Raw genomic sequence first — 19108 nt, 5'->3', positions numbered from 1 at the left:
CAGGATTAACCGTGCATGGCTCGGCGCTTGAACTCCTCGTGCGCTCTAGAAGGAAGCGATTCAACTTTTTTGGGCGATCGCTTTCCATTCTCACACGGCGCTTCAACTTTTGCCCAGTTCTCTTGAATGTAGTTTAGATCGTCCGCCGAAGCCACGTAGCTTTCAACATAGCCACAATTGACACAAACATAGGTATCCAGTGAAGCATAACGAGCGCTGGAGTTTCCTAATCCTAGCGTCATCGTATTCAGTGCGGGAAATTTTCGGTTTTTGTTACTTCTGATCTGATAAGATCCACAGGAGTGGCATTGACCATTCTTCATTGTCATGACTGCTTCAACCTTACAAGTTTGGCTTTCCTTTTGTCTTCATTAGGGAAACGGCACAATCCGGATGACGGTTAACTTTTATTTTCATTTCGCCAATGAAACGTGGGGGTCGTCTAGTCCACAAAATTCTGGTATAATTCAACAGGCTGCTGCCAAAATAGAATTTTTCTCAATATCTTTTCTCAATATCTTCGGACGTTGCCGGATTTACAGGCGCTCAATACTCTAAACTAGCATCAAAATCAACAGGTTAACATAGTCAATTGAATACTGCCCACCTGAAATTTAAATCTGACATCAAATCGGGTTAAACAACCTCACGAAACATGGCTGTAACTCTCATTATGAGGTGATTACCTCTGTGTGCAATCAACCTGATTCGATAGGACATCAATTAACAACCTGTAGGGGCGACCCGCTTACATCAATTAACAACACCCGCCCACTCAATCGGGTCGGGTCGCCCTTTACTCAATGGGGTCTGATCCTCCTTTTGATGGTGACTTCACCCCATGAGAATTACCGTGTCAATAACATGGATAATACCATTATCTGCTTCGATGTCAGGGGCAACAACTGTGGCATTTTTGACTTCAAAACCATCAGAACAGTCAATTCGGATAGACGAACCCTCAACAGAAGTTACCGAATCGACCTTGGCTAAATCAGCTTGAGTCAATTTCCCGGAAACGACATGATATGTCAGAATTCGCGTAAGCTGGGGAATATTCTGGAGCAACGTTTGTATGGTTCCTGGTGGCAACTTAGCAAAAGCGGCATCATTGGGTGCAAAAACCGTAAAAGGACCAGGACTTTTGAGAGTGTCCACTAAACCAGCCGCTTGTACAGCAGCTACCAGGGTTTGAAATGAATCCGCACTAACGGCAATATCGACAATATCAGGCATTGATGTTAACTCATCCTCTGCAAAATAATCTCTTCTCGGATTTTTTCATTCTCCCATATACCTGATATAAGAGCGGGTTTTACGACTCTCGTTTTTTCTCTCACCCCAATGAATCAAAGCCCCCCCGACTTTCCCTAATAGGCTCCTAGTGGGGTTTTAAGTGATTCAAACGCTTGAACCAGAGTCCTTAATCTCCTTGATTTGCTCGCGTTTCAAGACACCCCATGGAAAGTCAGGTAGATCACAAGCTAAAATCAGCGACATCAGTACTGAGGAGTCCGAATATGCGACATTTGATTGGCATCAGCGTAACCCTTGCCACAGCGGTATTTACGAGTGTTGCTTTTATGCCCACATCAGCATCAGCTCAAGCCGCTTACGGCAGTTATGTGGGAGTTGGTGGTACATTCGGTATTGAAGAAGATGATCGCGGTGAAGGGCGGCAATTTGGGGGAGTTTTGGCGGCACGGTACAAACTCTTAGAACTTCCTGTCTCTCTGCGAGCCCAAGCCTTGATTGGTGCAGGTACGGCGGTGGTGCCAACCATTTCTTATGATTTTCCCCTCAACTGGCAAACAGATGTTTATCTGGGGGCGGGTGCGGCATTTGCCAGTGGTGATACGCCCTCGCCGGTGGGAGATAAAACTAGCTTTGCTTTGCAACCGGGGATTGATTATGTTGTTCCTGGGGGCAGTACAGTGCTTTTTGGGAATGCGATTATTGCCTTTGATGCCTATCGTAACGGAGGCGGAACAGCGGTTTCGGTGCAGGGTGGCGTGGGGTTGCAATTTTAATCAGACACAAAAATTGCCGCTAATTTGTTACCCCCGTTATAACCCAGTCCGTTTGTAGTAGCCACTTTAGTGGCTTCAGATGCTCTATTTTCCAGCACTAAAGTGCTGACTACAAACCGATCGCCATCCGATCCTCACACCCCTGAATCTCCAATTCCAGTCGCGGTTCTGGCTGATTACAGAATAGAACACCCCGATAACCACTGGCAACCAGCGTAAAGGATAACTGTTGACTCTCCCTAGCTTCCACCGTCGCGTCTCCTAAATTTACCTGGCATTTTTCCCAATCCACACGTACCTCTCGATTACTGAGAATATCAGTAATTAAGATGTGATGGATTGATTTCATTACCTTAATTGCCAAGTGACGCACCGTGAATCCGATTACCCCATTCTCGAATTCCTCTACTCTTATTTCCGGGGGGAATCCAGTAATTGTGAGTTGCTCAGTTTTAGGGGATTGGGGAAGTATTGAGTGTGTAGGGGCGGGTAATGAAACTTTCTTTTCGCTATTGATAGTAACCTTTGTGCCAAACCCGCCCTGACTAGGTTTTGAGTTAACTCCCTTATCTCTCAAAGGACGTTCTCTTGGCGCTAATGGGGGAATCACAGAGATACCATCGGGATTAATTACCCACTGCTGTGCTTTTTTAATCAAATTTGACTGCAATTTTGCTGCTTTCCTCAGCTTTCCCTGATTCGTCACATAATCCACTTGTTTTTTCTTCGTCCCTATCCAACGTTCTCGGGCAAATTGACGCTGTTGTAGGTTAGTGTCATTGACAAATTGCTCGTAGAATGCTAATGTTTCTACCAATATTCCAATTTTTTCCAGAGCAATTCCTATCTGTGGCATCAACAGGTAATCTTGCCAGTCGGAATTGGATAAAACCTCCTCTTTCATAAATTGTTCATAGTGTTGGCGTTGCTCTTTGCTCAAGTTTTGGGGGATTAATTCTGAACCTGCTAGTTCATAAACAATGTCGAAATTTAACGCGGCTTTTTCCTGGGTTGAACCAATGACATTGGGTAAATTGGTTTCTAGCAATTCCAGGGCGTCTTGCCAGTATTTCTGGCGGAAGAAATAACGGAACAGTAGCCGTAGTAGCTTGATTCTGATCCCATCCCGCGTCGCCAGTCGAAAACAGTCTTTGACTTTGGCTAAGTCATCCAACCCCACATAAACCACGCAGGCTTGTTGGTATTCCTGCTTCGTTTCTAACGCCTGGGCGACATAGCGCAGCCATTTGCGATCGCGCGGTTTGCTAGCTTGCCGCCATTGGTGGATAATCTGATCAGCTTCCCCTGCTTTTGCCAAATGCGCTAATCCCTCTGGCATACCGACAGTAAAGGCTTTTGCCCGATGATAGTCTGGGGTTTGAGTTGCATTACTTTCGTCCCAATACTGTATCGCTTGATCATAATTTTGGGCGCGATAAAAACAGGTTCCTGCTTGCACCTTTAGTTCTGGATAACCCATTGAGGTTAAGATAGCTAAAGCTTCGCCAAACTGCTGCCATTGTGATGAGGGTATTGAGGAATCATTGGAAATTATTTCAATGCGACGGGCATAGTCCTTAATTCCTTGCTGCCATTGTTTTTGCTGATTAACCTGTTGATTTCCCTGAATAACCCATGATTCATGACTGATAATATACCGAGTAAAACTATTCAGCGCGGCTAAATCATCAGCAGGTGTCACCATAAACCGCGCCAGAATGCCCTCAGGCGCTGATTGATGGTGGGGGTGCGAATCATACCAAGCCACCAATTCTGACCAGCATAGCCCCTGCCAGAAGCAATCCCACGCCTGATCCGATTCCCCTAACTCCAGGAAACAATGACCCGCGTCTCGATACTGCCTCTCAAACTTCAGCGCCCACGCCTGACAAGAGTTGGCTTGAGTGATATCCCCTAAATCCCGATAGAATTGTTTGGCTCGGCGTAGTAAACTGGGATTCTCTGCGTGTAATCCTTTAAGCTGAAATTCTTGCGCGATCGCACCCGGGTCATCCTCACGCATTGTCTCTACCATATTCGGCATACCCGGTGCTAGGGTTTTCACATTATCTTGCCAACAGGCTTTCTGTTTAGCATGTCCTAACATTGCCTGTAACAAAGCTTCATCACTGGCATAGTTCCACAGTTGACGGTTTCCTGTGTCTGAATCGACAATAAATAAATAATCCGTTGCCCGACTAGCGGCGACGTAGAGTTTATTGAAAAAGTATTCAACCTTAACTTTTTGATCAACGCCTTGTAGGTTCCAGACATTATCGCTACACTCTTCACCAAATTTATACAAAATTACCCGTTTAAATTCCAATCCCTTGGCAGTAATAGCGCTTAAAACATTTTTTAAGGGTTCTGGGGATAGTGTGGAGTGTTGAGTTAATTCCCTCATCTCCTCTGTTCCCGGTTCCCTGTTCCCTGTTCCCTGTTCCCTAGAACTTTCCTGTTCCCTGTTCCCTGTTCCCTGTTCCCTCTGATCCAACTGCCCAAAGATTTGAGATAATACTTCATCGGTTTGGGCATACGCCAATTCCTCCCCTTCCTCACAGGGAACAATGATAATCGTATCTTTGATATAAGTGATTAATTCCTCGGCACTAATAGTCTGATTGAGAATAAACAGTTGCGGTTCAGGGAAATCACCTGGATGCCATGCGGTTTGGGGTTGGAGTTCGGGAATCTCAAACAGAACGTGACGCCAAAGCTGAATTAAATTGGTGAATTGAACAATAGATAGACTCGACCGATAATTATAAGATAATTCCTGAAAATTAACCGTCAACTTTAACTGATCCGCCGGATCAAGGGCGGTAATCACTTCGGCATTAAACGCGGCTTGGGTGCTAGACCAATGGAATCCGGTGGGGTTTAAGGTTTGAAACGGATCACCCGCAAAGGCAAAGGGTAAACTCGGAATCGGTTGGTATCCCAAATGGTACTGGGAAAACAGAGACAACCGCATAATTAGCTGTAACTCTAGGCGAGTAAAGTCTTGGGCTTCATCGCAAAAGATAGCGGTATAGTGGGGATGATAACACTTCAATTCCAAGACTCTGGCAATTAAATCTTGGTCATCCCAATATCCCAGTTCAGTGGTTAGATACTGATACCAATGTTGCCAAATGGTCTCATATATTCCCTGAAATTTCTCCCCATCAATCGTGCGTTCTTTGCGGGGAACGTCCTGCTGATAGTCGTCCGGTGTCATGTCGTCCGATTGACCATAGCCTTTGATAAAACTGCGGATAATGTGCCAACAAATTTCTGGGGAATAGTGGCGGGATTGGGGAAGATGCAAGATCAGTTTGGCAAGGGCGGGTTCGAGACTGGTTCCCTGATACAGTTGTTTGAACCGATGGAAGGAAATATAGTGGTCTGGATTAAACCGTTCTCGTTCCTGGGGGGGGAGTAAGCTTAACAGAAATTTACCGAAGGGTTGAAAATAGCGATCGCAATTGGGAATGTGATCGCCGGGACTGCGTTCAGCGACAAAGCGGTGGTGGGAACGCAGGAGTCGGTTGACTCCATCTCTGGCAATGTCTAATAACCGTTCATTGTAGGTAAGAAACAGGGGTTTACCCGGAAGCGGTTCGGGACGGCGATGTCCTTGGGGGGTGTAATATTTACGGTAGCAGTAGTCGGCAAACAGATAAATTAGCATCGTGGACTTGCCACTACCCGCCCGTCCATTAATAAAGAGGGGGAGTGAGTCGGTTTCGGGGGTAGCGCAAGACACCGATTGGAGAATCTCCTCTTCTTCTGGGGAAAGGGCGAGATTTGCCTCTCTCCCCCGTTCAATTGCCAGCCAACTTTCGTCATCGGCTAAGAGGTAAGCGGGATAGGAACGACGGGCGAAGGGGGTTAATTCGTGGATGGTTAGAGGTTGGGATAAGCGGTTGGGGCTGTTTGCACCATTAAATAGGGTGGTTCGCACTCCCACTTCCCGAATCTCGGCGCTGGAGGGGGGATGATCAAAGGCGGCTAAGAGAAATAGGACACCGCGAACACTGGCGTCGGTGGTTTCAATCTGGCTGTAGAGGACATAACAATTGTTTTCCCCCCACAGGTTAACATTTTCGGGAAGCTGGGGTTTACGGGAAACGATCAGGGTTTCGGCGAAGCTATCGGTTGGGATGGCGGTACGATTACCATTGCCATTTCCTGTAGATGTAGCCGTATTGGTATTAATCTGGGAAATAATCTGATAATAGGTTTTCCACGCTTGTTGCCGTTTCACCGTGGTAAACTGTCTCACCCATTCTTCACTCTCATAGATCACCCAATCATCGGGGACAATATCCCGTTCCCATCCCGGCGGTTCAAGCCAAGGGCGCAAGCGTTGTGGGAGTGGGGGTAAGGGTGCAACCGCCTGTTGCTGAGATTGGGCTTGGGTTAGCCAATCGCGAATCTGTTGCAAGTCGAGTTGGGATTCCAGATGGGTGCGACCATAATCAAGGGGGGATTCGAGAAACTGTTCATAGTCGTGATCACCCCGTTTAAAGATATCAACGAAGCACAAGAGTTGCTGATTATCCAGATGCAGGATACGACCAATCAGGCGGCGGTTGAGGATGCGGCGCTTCAGATAAGGATAAACTCGCTCAAACCGGGATTGCACTTGATCGAGTCGTTGAGTTTGCAGTTGAGTACACAGATCATCGATGCGATCGCGAATTCCATAGCGTTCTGCTTTCTCATTAAACCCAGAGGTGCGATAGATGTACATTCAAGAGTTCCCGTTCTTCTCTTATATCCCTATTCTCTTATTTTCGTCTAATGGAGAAAGTAGGGGAAACGAGTTGAGTAACATTTTATACTAAAATCCCGATGAGGGAGGAGGACGTCAGATCAATCCTGTTCGGTTAAGGGAAGCGGGGGGAGATATTAGCTGTTCAGTTATTTCTGCCTTCTTGCACTAGAGAAGCAGCAAGCGCTGCAGGAGTTGGAACAAGAGCGACAGAAACGACAGCAGTTAGCACAGCAGCTTCAATCCCTCACTCCAGAACAACTTCAAGCCTTGGGAATTGACCCGGAAATGATTCGCCGAAACCCTTGATATACCGTAGGGTGGGCAATGCCCACCAGCCTTAAGCTTCGCTCTTCCTAGACACGTTAGAACGCAACTTGGTAAGCTGTCATGCATTTAAATTGCGAATGGGTAGCGAGCAAGATGCGAATGAGTAGCGAGCAAGATGCGAATGGGTAGCGAGCAAGATGCGAATGGGTAGCGAGCAAGATGCGAATGGGTAGCGAGCAAGATGCGAATGGGTAGCGAGCAAGATGCGAATGGGTAGCGAGCAAGATGCTCGCACTACTACGGCAAGGATTTCTCCATTATTGACATTATGGTTTAAATGCCGAACAGCTTATAACACCTAACACCTAACACCGAATACCTACCCTTACCACAAAACTCCCTGCAGCAAACCCTAACTAGGCACTAGATGCATTAAACTGTTTTTTTGTCAAATCAGCCTCGGAGTGAGTCCAGACAATTGGGTGATGCAGCATACTTGTATTATTGGAATTTTTCCGACGCTAGCCCGAATAAAATAACGCCGAATTCAGGCGTTGAAGCGTTTTTTATTTAAAATTGACCGTAATATGACCAAAATATACTATTTAAATCATAGAATACTACAACCTCAAACCCAGGTCAAATCAGGATTCATCGGTGACGTTTTCTGCCCGCCCCAAGTCCCCTTGTCTTTACAATATTAAAACTTAAACCTCGAAACTAAAAGTTTTATTTATATTAGCACCGACAAGAGACAGTTCCTCAACTTGAGATGAATGTCAGCTTTTAGCTTAACGGTTTGAGCCTCATCTTATCGTTTCAGGTTGAGAATAACTGACTCAAAAGTATCAGCTTGAGAGAAGTTTCCGGCTTTGAGGTTATTGTAGTGGCGTCGCAGTAAATCAATATCCTGGGGTTTCCAAGAAACTAAGGATGTAACTACAGCTATCTTTTCGGCTAAGTCCTTTTGTAGTCGTGGCAAATCCTGAGCATTTTCCCAGACTTGGAGAAACAGTTCCAGTGTTTTTTTGCCCTCTTCGTAGTTGAGTGCAGTGGGAGTTGATTGAGGATAGCCTAGCCATTTCAGCAGGATTTTTACTTCATCAGTACCCCCACTCAATAAATAGGTGGCAAACCGCCATTGTTCAAAATCTGGTTGATTAGGTTCATAGACATTATTCAAAATAAAAAAAATTTCAGTTAACTCCAGTTTGCGGATATTAATTAATGCCAGAGCTACCCAGTTACGAATGTATGAGTCAACGGTTTCATCCTGAAGGAAGCTAAGAATTTCCGGGATGTATTGATCGCCAGCTTTACCCAGTTTACCTAATGCCTCAACCGCCAAGAAGCGACGAACATCATAATCAACAGTTTCATTCTTGAGGAAATTGAAAATTTCAGGAATGTATTGAGCGCTATCTTCCCCCAGTTTGTCTAATACCTCACTCACCAAGAAGCCACTAAGTCTTGGATCAACGGTGTCTTCCTGGAGGAAGTTGAAAATTTTAGGAATGTATGGAATGCTAGTTTTCCCCAGTTTGATTAATGCAACAACTGCCGAGCCACGATAATCTGAAGAAACGGTGTCATCCTGGAGGAATTTGAGAATTTCCGGGATGTATGGAGCGCTAGCTTCCCCCAGATTGCCTAATGCCTGAGCCGCCGATTTACGAATGTGTGAATCAATAGTTTGATCCTGGATAATGTTAAGAATTTTCGGGATATATACAGCGCCAGCTTTTCCTAGTTTACCTAATGCCTTAACTGCCGAAGAACGAATCCACAAGTTAACGGTCTCATTCTGGACTATTTGGGCAATATCAGGGGCGTAAGCAGCGCCGGATTTTCCCAGTTCACCTAATGCATAAGCCGACGATTCGCGAAGTTGTGCGTCAATGGTTTTGTCTTGGAGAATGTTGACAAGTTCAGGGGCGTAAGCAGCACCAGCTTTCCCCAGTTTGCCTAATACCTCAGCCGCCAAGCCACGAACTTTTGCATCAGCGGTTTCATCCTTAAAGATGTTGAGAATATCAGGAGCGTAGGCAGCGCCGACTTTCCCCATATCCCTTAATGCATCAGCCGCCGATTCACGAACTCGTAAATCAACGGTTTCATCCTTAAAGATGTTGAGAATCTCTGGGATGTATACAGCGCCAGTCTCGCCCAGTTTACCTAATTGCTCAACCGCCCAGCTACGAACTAGTGAATCAACTGTTTCATCCTTGAGAACCTTGAAAATCTCAGGGATGTATGCCAACCCAGCTTCTCCCATATTCCTTAATGCATAAGCCAAGGCATAAGCCAAGGCATAAGTCGTCGAGCTTCGATCTAGTGAATCAACGGTTTCATCCTGGAGGAAGTTAAGAATGTCCGGGATGTATACAACCCCAACTTCTCCCAGTCTGACTAATGCATTAGCCGCCCGACTACGAACTCCTGAATCAGCGGTTTCATCCTGAACGATGTTGGCAATCTCAGGGGCATATATAGCCCCAGCTTCTCCCAGATTGCCTAATACATCAGCCGCCGAGCCACGAACCCACTCGTCAACGGTTTCATCCTGAACGATGTTGGCAATCTCAGGAGCGTATATAGCGCCCGCTTCTCCGAGTCTAACTAATGCATCAGCCGCCGAGCCACGAACCAACCCGTCAACGGTTTCATCCTGGAGGAAGTTGAGCATATCAGGGATATAGTTGACACCCGCTTCCCCCAGATTGACTAATGCATCAGCCGCCGAACGACGAACCCATAAGTCAACGGTTTCATCCTGGAGAAAGTTGAGCATATCAGGGATATAGTTGACACCCGTTCCCCCCAGATTGACTAATGCATAAACCATCAGGTGACGAATGTGTGAATCAACGGTTTTATCCTGAAGGATGTTGGCAGCTTTCTCAGCAATATCCTCATCATCTGGTTTTTCAATGACAGCTTGTAAGTCCTGTGGCTCATATCGAATTAATTGCCAGAATGCATAGTCTTTAACTTTGTCATGCCCATCGTCGAGGGCAGCGATTATCCCATCAATATGCCAGGGTTGTGCCTTAGGCTTGGACGGTTCTTGAGCGCTAACCCAAGGGAGAGCAAGTGAGAGCGTTAGGAATAAGGTAAATAGGAATAGGAAAAAGGGATAAAAGGTTTTGGTTTGATTAAAAGTCTTTAACATCCTGGGAATTTTGCCGCCAGAAATTATACTAATCTCTCCAGTGTAGGCAAAAGCGATCGCAGACGGCACAGCTACCTCTTGCTGATTTCATCTCATCGCCCTCGACTGTTCAAACGGCGGTATGCTTGAGTCATGCCAACGTGCGATCGCGTCTCCAGAAAACACCCGTTGGCGTTATCGAATCTCATGGTGACAAAAACGAAATGGGCTAAAAGCAGGATGGCTCAAAACTTCAGCTAGCTTGTCACCCCGTGAGGTGTTGTCCATTCCCTGTTCCCTGTTGCCAGTTCCCTGTTCCCTACCCACACTTATTCAGCAAGCCCTATTGTCAACATTTTCGGCTGCACGTACTGCTACCGCGATCGCACGCTGCACAGCTACCTCTTTCTCCCCGACAATCACCCCCTCTCCCGCCGTTCGCTGGGCAATAACACCACAGACACAAGCGGCGGCAAATCCATACACCCCTGCCATTTTCAATAATGTGCCGCATTCCATCTCATAGTTGAGAACATTCAAACGACGATATTCTTGAGTAATGCCTTGAAGCCGACGCCTTAAATAAGGATTCGCCGAATCGATACGTTCTTGCCCTTCATAAAACGTATCCACCGACGCGGTAATCCCCAGATAATGCTCAATCCCTAACTCCCGCGCCGCCTCAACTAATGCCACCGTGAGAAACGGATCAGCCGCCGCCGGATATTCAATTGGGGCAATATCATTAGCTGCACCTTGGCGACATAATGCCGCACGAGTAATCACTAGACTACCCACCGGAACATACTCTTGAATCGAGCCACAAGTCCCCACGCGAATAATTGTCTCAATCCCCAATTGCACCAACTCATTCACCACAATACTCAGAGACGGTGCGCCCATGCCACTCGTCGCCGATAAAATTGGGCGATTATTGGACAATTTGCCCAAATAACTGTTTAATCCCCGATTTTCCGAGAGCAGACGCCCATCCTGCAAATAGTCTTGAGCAATCTGAGAAGCGCGTTGCGGATCACCGGATAACAGCGTCAGGGTAGGCGGCGGTGAACCGAGGTCATCTTGCCCAAAGCCAAGGTGATACATAGGGCTTGCTGAATAAGTGTTGTGGTGAGCAGAGGGAGCTGGGGGAGCAGAGGGAGCTGGGGGAGCAGGGGGGGTTAGGTTTTTCCAATTCGCCAGCAGTATCTACATAGAGGAGCGGGTCATGTTGAATAGGTTCGCTGTTTCTATTTAATCAGCTACAAGACCTGCTGCGTTGCGCCAAAAATAGAACGCTTAACTTCACTTAAATTTTCTTCGGATAAAAAATAATTGCACTTTACAAAGTTTTGATGAAGAACCTGTTCCCCTAATTTTCATTATTCAATGAAATCTAGGCTGTTTTTCAATTGTGAGCGTTGTGTTAAGTCTTCATAAAGACTTTATCAATTACATAAACTTTTCATAAATTCATAATTCTATTTTTTTGCTTTTGTCTTTATAAAAAAAACATAAAATTAAATCAGCAAAAACGGCTGTAATAACCCTATAGCAAGAAACACAGCGCTTAAAGCACTCAAGATGTTTAGCTATAAACCTAAAAGATTTAGCAAAGTTGCGTAGTTTAAGTAGACGGTATAACTACGTATATGACACGATTAAATTAATCGATAAATACAAATATTGACGTACATAAAGCCAGAAAAGTTCATCTGATGTAAGCCATCTATTTTGTATCCAGTTCAGCTTTCCCAAGCTGGCTCCCTTCCAACAAGAGTCCTTGTAAACCTTTAGTTTCCAGCAACCATGTTCACTGCAACTGTCCTGAAAACTTTATCGATGGCTACTGCTAGCGCCACTTTAATGACATTGGGAGTCGTTAGTCTTACTTCTTCTAGTGTCCAAGCCACACCTCTGCGGTTGGATTATACGGTTGAAGCTGAAGATGAAGGATGGTTCAAGTATGACTTTGAGCTTTCCGTTGATAACAATGATGGCAGCTATGAACCTGAGCAATCATGGCGTTGGATTGTATTGGGAGATGCTCCTTCTGGTTCATCCAGTCCATTGACCGATTGGATAGGGGATCTAGCCAACTCTTCACCCTGGATTTCTAGCTTCAAAACCACAACGGGAAGTCATAATGGCGTAACTCTATATGGTAGAGATGAGAATTATCCTAACGGTAGTGTCTTAGCAGACTGGACACCGACTGGAGTTGATGATTCACTTTTCTGGTCAGGAAAATCGACAGCAAATCTACAACAGGGAGAATTACTCTTCAGCACTCTTCTAGCCACCAAGCCGGAAACTGGAGCGAATTTTGAGGTTGCTCGCCGCTTGGAATCCGAAACTCCAGCGTTGGAATCTGAAACTCTAGCGAATGATCAGATCCCCCATCAGTTTGAATCCTCAGATCCTCAACCTGTTCCTGAATCTACTTCAGTGTTAGGTCTACTGATGATGGCTGTTTTGGGTAGACCTTCTCTGCGGAAGCGCCAAACTCGATAAGTAGTGGTCACGGCAATAGGCAATAAAATAAGGAATGGGTGCATCCCTTACATTGCCAAAGTCGTTCTGAGAAGGGACAAGAGAGACAAAGGAAATAGTTCTGTTAAACGTGTTGACTAAAATAGGTGAGAATAGCTAGAGCGACAAACAGACTCAGCAGTAACCAGCGACGCCGCTTCAAGATTTGATCCAGATATCTGTTCATCGTAACTCCTGTGCTTCTGGTCTAAAAAGTTAGAGTAACACTATTTATGCAGCATTTTACCGGCTCAATTCATGCTTTAAAATCTCAATGGGATAGAGCGATGAAACCGTTTCAAGTTAATCCCCACCTTAGCCAGAACGTATTTATTGAATTAGTTGCTGCTTATTCTAATCCTAAACGATTCTATCACAACCTCAACCATGTTCAACAAGTTTTAACAACGATTGAAGACATCCGTCAACATAGGCTCGCACCCCAACTTACTACCCTGGATTTCTCGATCATTCGTGTTGCGGCTATGTTTCACGATATCATTTATCACCCAAAGTCAGACGACAATGAAGAAAAAAGCGCTAATTACGCAGAATTGGCATTAAGCCAATTAAAACTGCCAATTGCACCAATAAGGCGAATCAAAACTCTAATTTTGCAAACGAAAACTCATCAAGCTTCAGCGAATGAACTGGACTGCCAAATTCTCTTAGATGCTGATTTAGCCATTCTGGGTGCAGCCGAGTTAGACTATTATAGTTATGCTTACGCTATTCGACAAGAATATTCCTGGATTCCCGATCAAATTTATCGTCCAAAACGAAAACAGATTTTACAGAACTTTTGCCAACGGGAACGACTCTATTTAACGAATCCGATGTTCAATCAATTCGAGGAACGCGCTAGGCAGAATTTACAGTTAGAAATCTCATTGTTATCATCGTAGCTACCCAAACAGCAGATGCCAACCCACAATTGCGATCGCTAAATCTGCCAGAATGTGGCTGATGTAACTTGACCATAAGGTACGATAGGTGAGATAACACCATGACCATACTGCCCCAGCGATGAATACGCCCAAGGAACCTAATAGGACGACGCCCCAATCAGCAGTATAAGCGGCTAAGGCAATAATGTGATGGAGAGTGAATAGCATCGCCGCCAAGAATACGGCTTTTGTCCCAGATACCAATACCTCAGGGATAGTCTAAATTTGCCATGATCCACCCAAATAAACCAGACTAGGGGGAGTGCCAATAACCAGACTTTGCACAGGGAAAATATCATCTGTCCTAGAGAGCCTGGTGCAATATATAATGCCATGGTTATCCCTAGGCTGGCAGCAGATACAAGCAGTAGCAACGCAAAAAATGCTTTTTTACGGGGATGAGTAGTTAGCATTTGACCCTCTGTGGCGCTAAGTTTATGTTGTATTCAACGCTAAACGTTTGAATGGAATTCACGCGCAAAGGTATGTGCCACTTTTATAAGTTGTCAATGGCGACTGAATCTATTTCTCCTCTCAGGGAGACTGTCTAACCTTAGAACCGCTAAAGCGGTTACTACAAGCCACTCGAACCCTCACTCTGATGGCTGAAAAACCAGACAATTTGGTAACTGTCACAACCCTATGCTGATCCTGATGCTAGTTATGATGATGTGAATAACTGCTATAACTCAAAAGCTTCTGGTGGTTATTCGGACTAGACATTAACCGTTATGACACAAAAAACACGCGGCGCGATCGCGGCTGGACATGACAAAACGGCTGAGGCGGGTAGGGAAATGTTTCGCCTTGGTGGTAATGCGTTTGATGCGGCGGTTGCAGCGATTCTTGCCTCCTTTGTCACGGAACCGGGACTCACCTCAGCAGCGGGAGGTGGTTTCCTCTTAGCCCATACCCAAACGAATCACAATATTCTCTTTGATTTTTTTAGCCAAACCCCACGTCAAAAACGTCCTGAGGATGAAATTAATTTTTATCCCGTTGATGTTAATTTTGGGGGTGCTATCCAAGAGTTTCATATTGGGCTGGGTTCTATGGCGGTTCCCGGAAATATGGCGGGCGTGTTTCACGTTCACCAACGATTGGGTAGTTTACCCTTCCACGTTATAGCCGAACCAGCGATTCACTACGCGAAACATGGGGTTAAATTAAATCGATTTCAATACTATTGTTTAACCTCAGTTCTGACGCCAATTCTTATGGCGAATCAAAACGGACAAAATGTTTTTATTCTCACCGGGAAACCTATCGAACCCAATGGAACAATAATCATGTCCGCCTTTGCCGATACATTAGCGTATTTAGCGAAAAAGGGGGTTCGGGAATTTTATCAAGGAGATATTGCTCATCAATTAGTCAACGATTGTCAGGAATTTGGCGGATATTTAACCTTAGAAGATTTAAAGCATTATCGGGTGATCGAACGGCAACCTTTAACGGTTAATTATCGAGGTAATACCTTATTCACCAACCCGCCTCCCAGTTCCGGTGGAACATTGATAGCTTGGGCATTAAAATTATTATCTACCGTTGATTTAGCGAATCTGGGCTTTGGCAGTGCGCGTCATTTAGAAATTTTGGCACAGGTTATGCAGTTGACAAATGCAGCCAGACAGACGAGGTTGAATAATTATTTGTATCAAGAGCATATTGGTGAGCAATTTTTAGCTGACGATTCTATTGCCCAGTATCAACAAGACTTAGCAGAAACGGTAAATAAATGGGGCAGTACCACCCATATTAGTGTCATCGATGAGGTAGGCAATGCCGCTAGTGTTACCACATCTAACGGGGAAGGATCAGGTTATGTGATTCCGGGGACAGGGATTATGGTGAATAATATGTTAGGAGAGGAAGACTTAAATCCCCAAGGCTTTCATCAGTGGCAAAAAAATGTGCGGATTTCGTCGATGATGTCTCCCTCGATTGTTTTGCAGCCTAATCAGGCAGAAGTTGTTTTAGGGTCAGGGGGTTCTAATCGAATTAGGACGGCTATTTTACAGGTTATTTCTAATATTTTAGATTTTAATATGACGGTTGAGCAAGCAGTGAATAGTCCGAGAACCCATGGAGAAAATGGTCGGTTTCATGTCGAACCCGGTTTAACGGAAGCGGAAGTACTTCATCCATTATTGACGAACCAACAGGTTGTGCGTTGGCGGGAAAAGAATTTGTTTTTTGGCGGGGTTCATACGGTGATGAAAACGTCTGATAATTTACTTGTCGGTGCTGGCGACAACCGTCGAGATGGTGCGGTGGCTAAGTTGTAGCGGTATGTCAACTGTAGGGGCGCACGCCTAATTTGGTAGATTAGCTTGGGTTCGTAGTAATATCATGTCCGGTTGAATACCCATAATTACGGTGATGGGGGAATCTGGGATAATTATTTTGTACGATCGCCTATGGTAATCTGTAACGGAATATAGGACTAAGGTTCCCTACTACAAGCCGGTGCGATCGCGCTCATCTCATTATGTCCCCCACTAAACCCTGTATCCCCATCCCACCACCCCTGATGATGTCAGAGGAGGGTTCTTTTGCTCACCAGACACTGACGCAACGCTGGGTGACGATTATTGAACGTGCGATCGCATCCAACCATTATCCCGCTTCGATTACCCAAAATCTAGAGAATCTGCGTCAGGAATTGCCTTACGGAATCGTGCGATCGCTTGAGGATGAAACTCAACCGGATTTAGAGGCTTGGAATACCTATATGTCACCCTACCAGGGAAAGCGCTGGATTGACATCCCCTGGTATCCCGCAGAAGTCTATCTCTACCGTCGCATCTTAGAAGCCACCCACTACTTTCAACCGGGAAAATGGCATCGAGTCGATCCCTTTGAACCGCAAAAACACAGCAGTTTGGCAAAGGTAATGTCCGCGATTGAGACAATGAGTGGCAAAATTAACACCTTTGTTGATGCTCAAGGACAATGGAAGCACATCGATTTAATCGCCCTCTTTTATTTTGCCCTTTGGGGGAATCGCATCGACTTAAGCTTGTTCCCCACTGACGCGGGAGAAAGTCAGCGGATGAATATTGAAGCCTATCGCGAACAGGCAAATCTTTTAGTTGATCATACACCCCAAATTGCTGATCACATTTCTCACCTTAAGGGCGTTCGCATTGATTTAATTGTGGATAATGCTGGGTTTGAGTTGTTCTGTGATTTATGTGTAGCTGACTTTTTCGTCAACAGTGGAATTGCTCAACCTGTTTACTTACATCTGAAGCCTCACCCAGTATTGGTGTCTGATGCCATGATTAAGGATGTTCAGCACACGATCAACGTTCTCTGTCACCATAGCCATCAGGATGTCCAATCTTTAGGAAAACGTCTCCAGAATTATATTGACAACGGGAACATAATCTGCTGCGAGGATTCCTATTGGACAGCACCTCTTCCCTTTTGGGATATGCCAGAACGATGGCGCAGTGAATTGAATCAATCCCAACTTGTGATGATTAAAGGAGATGCCAATTATCGCCGTTTACTGGGCGATCGCGAATGGGATTATACGACGCCATGGAAGGATATTGTTTGCTATTTTCCCGCACCATTTGCCGCCCTACGCACCTTCAAAGCTGAAGTCGCTGCTGGATTAAAACCGGATCAAATTAAGCGATTGAATCAAGATGATCCGCAATGGTTAACTAATGGACAATGGGGCGTCATTCAATTTTTTAACCCACGCCAGTAGGTTGGGTTGATGCTTCTTACTACAAACCCAATTATTATTCATCATTTAATTCATCGATTTTGAACGGTCGCACTTCTTCCAAACTCAACCCCGTTTTCCGACTAATTGTTTCCTCATCTAACACATCCAGAAGTTGCTTGGCAATTTCTCGACGGGTTTCTTCTTTCCCCTGTCTCAATGCCCGTCGAATCGCATTACGTTGATCGTGTTTAGGATTAATAAAAATCATAGTAATAAAGAGTCACTAATTTTGCAGTAGCAATCCTTATGGGGTAATATTTTAAGCTTCATCTGTTGTCAGAAATTATCAGGTTTAGGTTGTGCAGAAATAACTTGTTCAATAAACTGTTGCATTCGCTCAAAATGTGACCCTTGCCAATAAATCTGCTGACAGGTTTTACAGCGATGAAATTCATCAATGGATTGTCGCGTTTTCTCCGGTAACTGATCCGCGATCGCGTCTTTTTCAACAGGTTCTAATACGCCATTACAGCGGATACACCGATGAAAGGGTAAAATAGCATCAAATAAATTGAAGCGACGCAAGACTTCCACAATTTGTTCATCTGGATTTTTGGAGCGCACATAATACCCATACCTCACCAGAGAACGCATCAGTAAGCGGGTATCGCGAGTTAACAGAATCCGTTGCTCATCCGCCGAAACTTGGGCTAACTCTGGATCAGCGTAGTCATTGCGGTAAAGCGTATCAAACCCCAACAACCGCAACGCATTGGCTAATTTCCCTAAATGAATATCCAAGACAAATCGATACTCCTGGGGTTCAGGGGTACTCACCCGAATGCTAGGATTGATGTCATCTAACACTGAAATTGGACAAACCGTGACGCGATCGCGATCTTGGACAATATAGGAAAAATCAACAGATTCTCCATTAACCAAAATCGCATCCACTTCCGGATGAGGTACTCCCAAGGATTCAATCATATCCTTAATCGAGGTTCGCCCTTTAAACGCATGAGGAAAGCTAACATGACGCTTGTTTGGAGGCAAAAAATAATTCAATTCTGCCAGAAAATTCAATTCAGCAGTTGCCATAATAATCACCTTTATTCAAAACCAACCCTAACCACCTGTAGGGGCGGGTTTTACAACTATCATTTTGGTTTGACCCCAATGTAACTAAACCCGCCCTGATCCCGTGATCAACCCCGATAACCGGAACCCTAACCACCTGTAGGGGCGGGTTTTACTACTATCATTTTGGTTTGACCCCAATGTAACTAAACCCGCCCCGATCGCGTGATCAACCCCGACAACCGGAACCCTAACCACCTGTAGGGGCGGGTTTTACTACTATCCTTTTGATTTGACCCCAATGTAACTAAACCCGCCCCGATCCCGTGAGCCCCCCCGACCACCGGAACCCGAACCACCAGTAGGGGCGGGTTTTACAACAATCATTTTGGTTTGACACCAATGTAACTAAACCCGCCCTGATCCAGTGAGCCACCCCGACAACAGGGCGGGTTTAGTTAATTTATCGGTTTGTTGCTATAAGTTATCTGTCAAACCCGCCCCTACAGATCGTGCTGATGACCGGGCAGGCGATCGTATCCGGTACTCCCTATGTGCACCGCGATGTCTCGCCCAGCGATCCGATCGAGACGATCGCCAAGAAGGTGCTCGGCTCCAGCGTCCTGGCACTGCAGACACTTGAGCGCGGGCTCGACCATG

13 protein-coding genes are annotated in these 19108 nt (G+C 45.4%); 5 read left to right on the top strand and 8 right to left on the bottom strand.

Annotated elements, in window-relative coordinates; all coding sequences use genetic code 11:
* Positions 1-5: 5 nt before the first annotated feature.
* The gene (locus RIB93_RS03035; protein WP_446340677.1) at positions 6-329 is read right to left on the bottom strand and encodes a hypothetical protein; all 324 of its coding nucleotides are present in this window, start codon (positions 327-329) and stop codon (positions 6-8) included.
* 505 nt (positions 330-834) lie between these two features.
* On the bottom strand, positions 835-1236 hold the full coding sequence (locus RIB93_RS03030) for a fasciclin domain-containing protein (protein WP_006098369.1): 402 nt from the start codon (positions 1234-1236) through the stop codon (positions 835-837).
* 284 nt (positions 1237-1520) lie between these two features.
* On the opposite strand from RIB93_RS03030, the gene RIB93_RS03025 reads away from it, so the two are divergent.
* Positions 1521-2030: a hypothetical protein gene (locus RIB93_RS03025; protein WP_446370171.1), complete on the top strand. Its 510-nt coding sequence runs from the start codon at positions 1521-1523 to the stop codon at positions 2028-2030.
* 109 nt (positions 2031-2139) lie between these two features.
* Here RIB93_RS03025 and RIB93_RS03020 read toward each other — a convergent pair whose 3' ends face one another.
* The 3 genes from RIB93_RS03020 to RIB93_RS03010 all read right to left on the bottom strand — a co-directional run bounded on the left by RIB93_RS03020 (position 2140) and on the right by RIB93_RS03010 (position 11314).
* Complete coding sequence (locus RIB93_RS03020) at positions 2140-6768, bottom strand: hypothetical protein (protein WP_446370169.1); 4629 nt, start codon at positions 6766-6768, stop codon at positions 2140-2142.
* Between the two features lie 1102 nt (positions 6769-7870).
* Entirely contained in the window at positions 7871-10300 is a 2430-nt protein-coding gene (locus tag RIB93_RS03015) for a hypothetical protein (protein WP_446370167.1), read from the bottom strand.
* 243 nt (positions 10301-10543) lie between these two features.
* On the bottom strand, positions 10544-11314 hold the full coding sequence (locus tag RIB93_RS03010) for a nucleoside phosphorylase (protein ID WP_446370165.1): 771 nt from the start codon (positions 11312-11314) through the stop codon (positions 10544-10546).
* Between the two features lie 702 nt (positions 11315-12016).
* Here RIB93_RS03010 and RIB93_RS03005 point away from each other — a divergent pair.
* Positions 12017-12721, top strand: coding sequence for a hypothetical protein (locus tag RIB93_RS03005; protein WP_446370163.1), 705 nt, complete (start codon positions 12017-12019; stop codon positions 12719-12721).
* Positions 12722-12972: 251 nt separating this feature from the next.
* A complete protein-coding gene (locus RIB93_RS03000; protein WP_446370161.1) occupies positions 12973-13644 on the top strand; it encodes an HD domain-containing protein in 672 nt (223 codons plus the stop codon).
* Here RIB93_RS03000 and RIB93_RS02995 read toward each other — a convergent pair whose 3' ends face one another.
* A complete protein-coding gene (locus RIB93_RS02995) occupies positions 13645-13890 on the bottom strand; it encodes a CPBP family glutamic-type intramembrane protease (RefSeq protein ID WP_446370159.1) in 246 nt (81 codons plus the stop codon). It lies immediately after the preceding gene.
* 527 nt (positions 13891-14417) lie between these two features.
* Here RIB93_RS02995 and ggt point away from each other — a divergent pair.
* Together ggt and RIB93_RS02985 are read left to right on the top strand one after the other, a co-directional pair.
* On the top strand, positions 14418-15974 hold the full coding sequence (gene ggt, locus RIB93_RS02990) for a gamma-glutamyltransferase (RefSeq protein ID WP_446370156.1): 1557 nt from the start codon (positions 14418-14420) through the stop codon (positions 15972-15974).
* A 203-nt stretch (positions 15975-16177) separates the two neighbouring features.
* A complete protein-coding gene (locus tag RIB93_RS02985; RefSeq protein ID WP_446370154.1) occupies positions 16178-17410 on the top strand; it encodes a damage-control phosphatase ARMT1 family protein in 1233 nt (410 codons plus the stop codon).
* Between the two features lie 34 nt (positions 17411-17444).
* On the opposite strand, the gene RIB93_RS02980 is transcribed toward RIB93_RS02985, so the two are convergent.
* Both RIB93_RS02980 and RIB93_RS02975 read right to left on the bottom strand, forming a co-directional pair.
* Entirely contained in the window at positions 17445-17639 is a 195-nt protein-coding gene (locus tag RIB93_RS02980) for a hypothetical protein (RefSeq protein ID WP_446370152.1), read from the bottom strand.
* Between the two features lie 68 nt (positions 17640-17707).
* Positions 17708-18469 (bottom strand): Mut7-C RNAse domain-containing protein, encoded by a 762-nt coding sequence (locus RIB93_RS02975; RefSeq protein WP_446370150.1) that lies wholly within the window; start codon positions 18467-18469, stop codon positions 17708-17710.
* Between the last annotated feature and the right edge of the window lie 639 nt (positions 18470-19108).

Source organism: Coleofasciculus sp. D1-CHI-01, assembly GCF_040218875.1.
In the GTDB taxonomy this organism is placed as follows: domain Bacteria; phylum Cyanobacteriota; class Cyanobacteriia; order Cyanobacteriales; family Coleofasciculaceae; genus Coleofasciculus.
This window is presented reverse-complemented; position numbering and strand designations above follow the sequence as displayed.

Bases quoted from the DNA above. Each gene is read 5' to 3' on its own strand.
- RIB93_RS03035 (WP_446340677.1), bottom strand. From the start codon at position 329: ATGACAATGAAGAATGGTCAATGCCACTCCTGTGGATCTTATCAGATC.
- RIB93_RS03030 (WP_006098369.1), bottom strand. From the start codon at position 1,236: ATGCCTGATATTGTCGATATTGCCGTTAGTGCGGATTCATTTCAAACC.
- RIB93_RS03025 (WP_446370171.1), top strand. From the start codon at position 1,521: ATGCGACATTTGATTGGCATCAGCGTAACCCTTGCCACAGCGGTATTT.
- RIB93_RS03020 (WP_446370169.1), bottom strand. From the start codon at position 6,768: ATGTACATCTATCGCACCTCTGGGTTTAATGAGAAAGCAGAACGCTAT.
- RIB93_RS03010 (WP_446370165.1), bottom strand. From the start codon at position 11,314: ATGTATCACCTTGGCTTTGGGCAAGATGACCTCGGTTCACCGCCGCCT.
- RIB93_RS03005 (WP_446370163.1), top strand. From the start codon at position 12,017: ATGTTCACTGCAACTGTCCTGAAAACTTTATCGATGGCTACTGCTAGC.
- RIB93_RS03000 (WP_446370161.1), top strand. From the start codon at position 12,973: ATGCAGCATTTTACCGGCTCAATTCATGCTTTAAAATCTCAATGGGAT.
- ggt (WP_446370156.1), top strand. From the start codon at position 14,418: ATGACACAAAAAACACGCGGCGCGATCGCGGCTGGACATGACAAAACG.
- RIB93_RS02985 (WP_446370154.1), top strand. From the start codon at position 16,178: ATGTCCCCCACTAAACCCTGTATCCCCATCCCACCACCCCTGATGATG.
- RIB93_RS02980 (WP_446370152.1), bottom strand. From the start codon at position 17,639: ATGATTTTTATTAATCCTAAACACGATCAACGTAATGCGATTCGACGG.
- RIB93_RS02975 (WP_446370150.1), bottom strand. From the start codon at position 18,469: ATGGCAACTGCTGAATTGAATTTTCTGGCAGAATTGAATTATTTTTTG.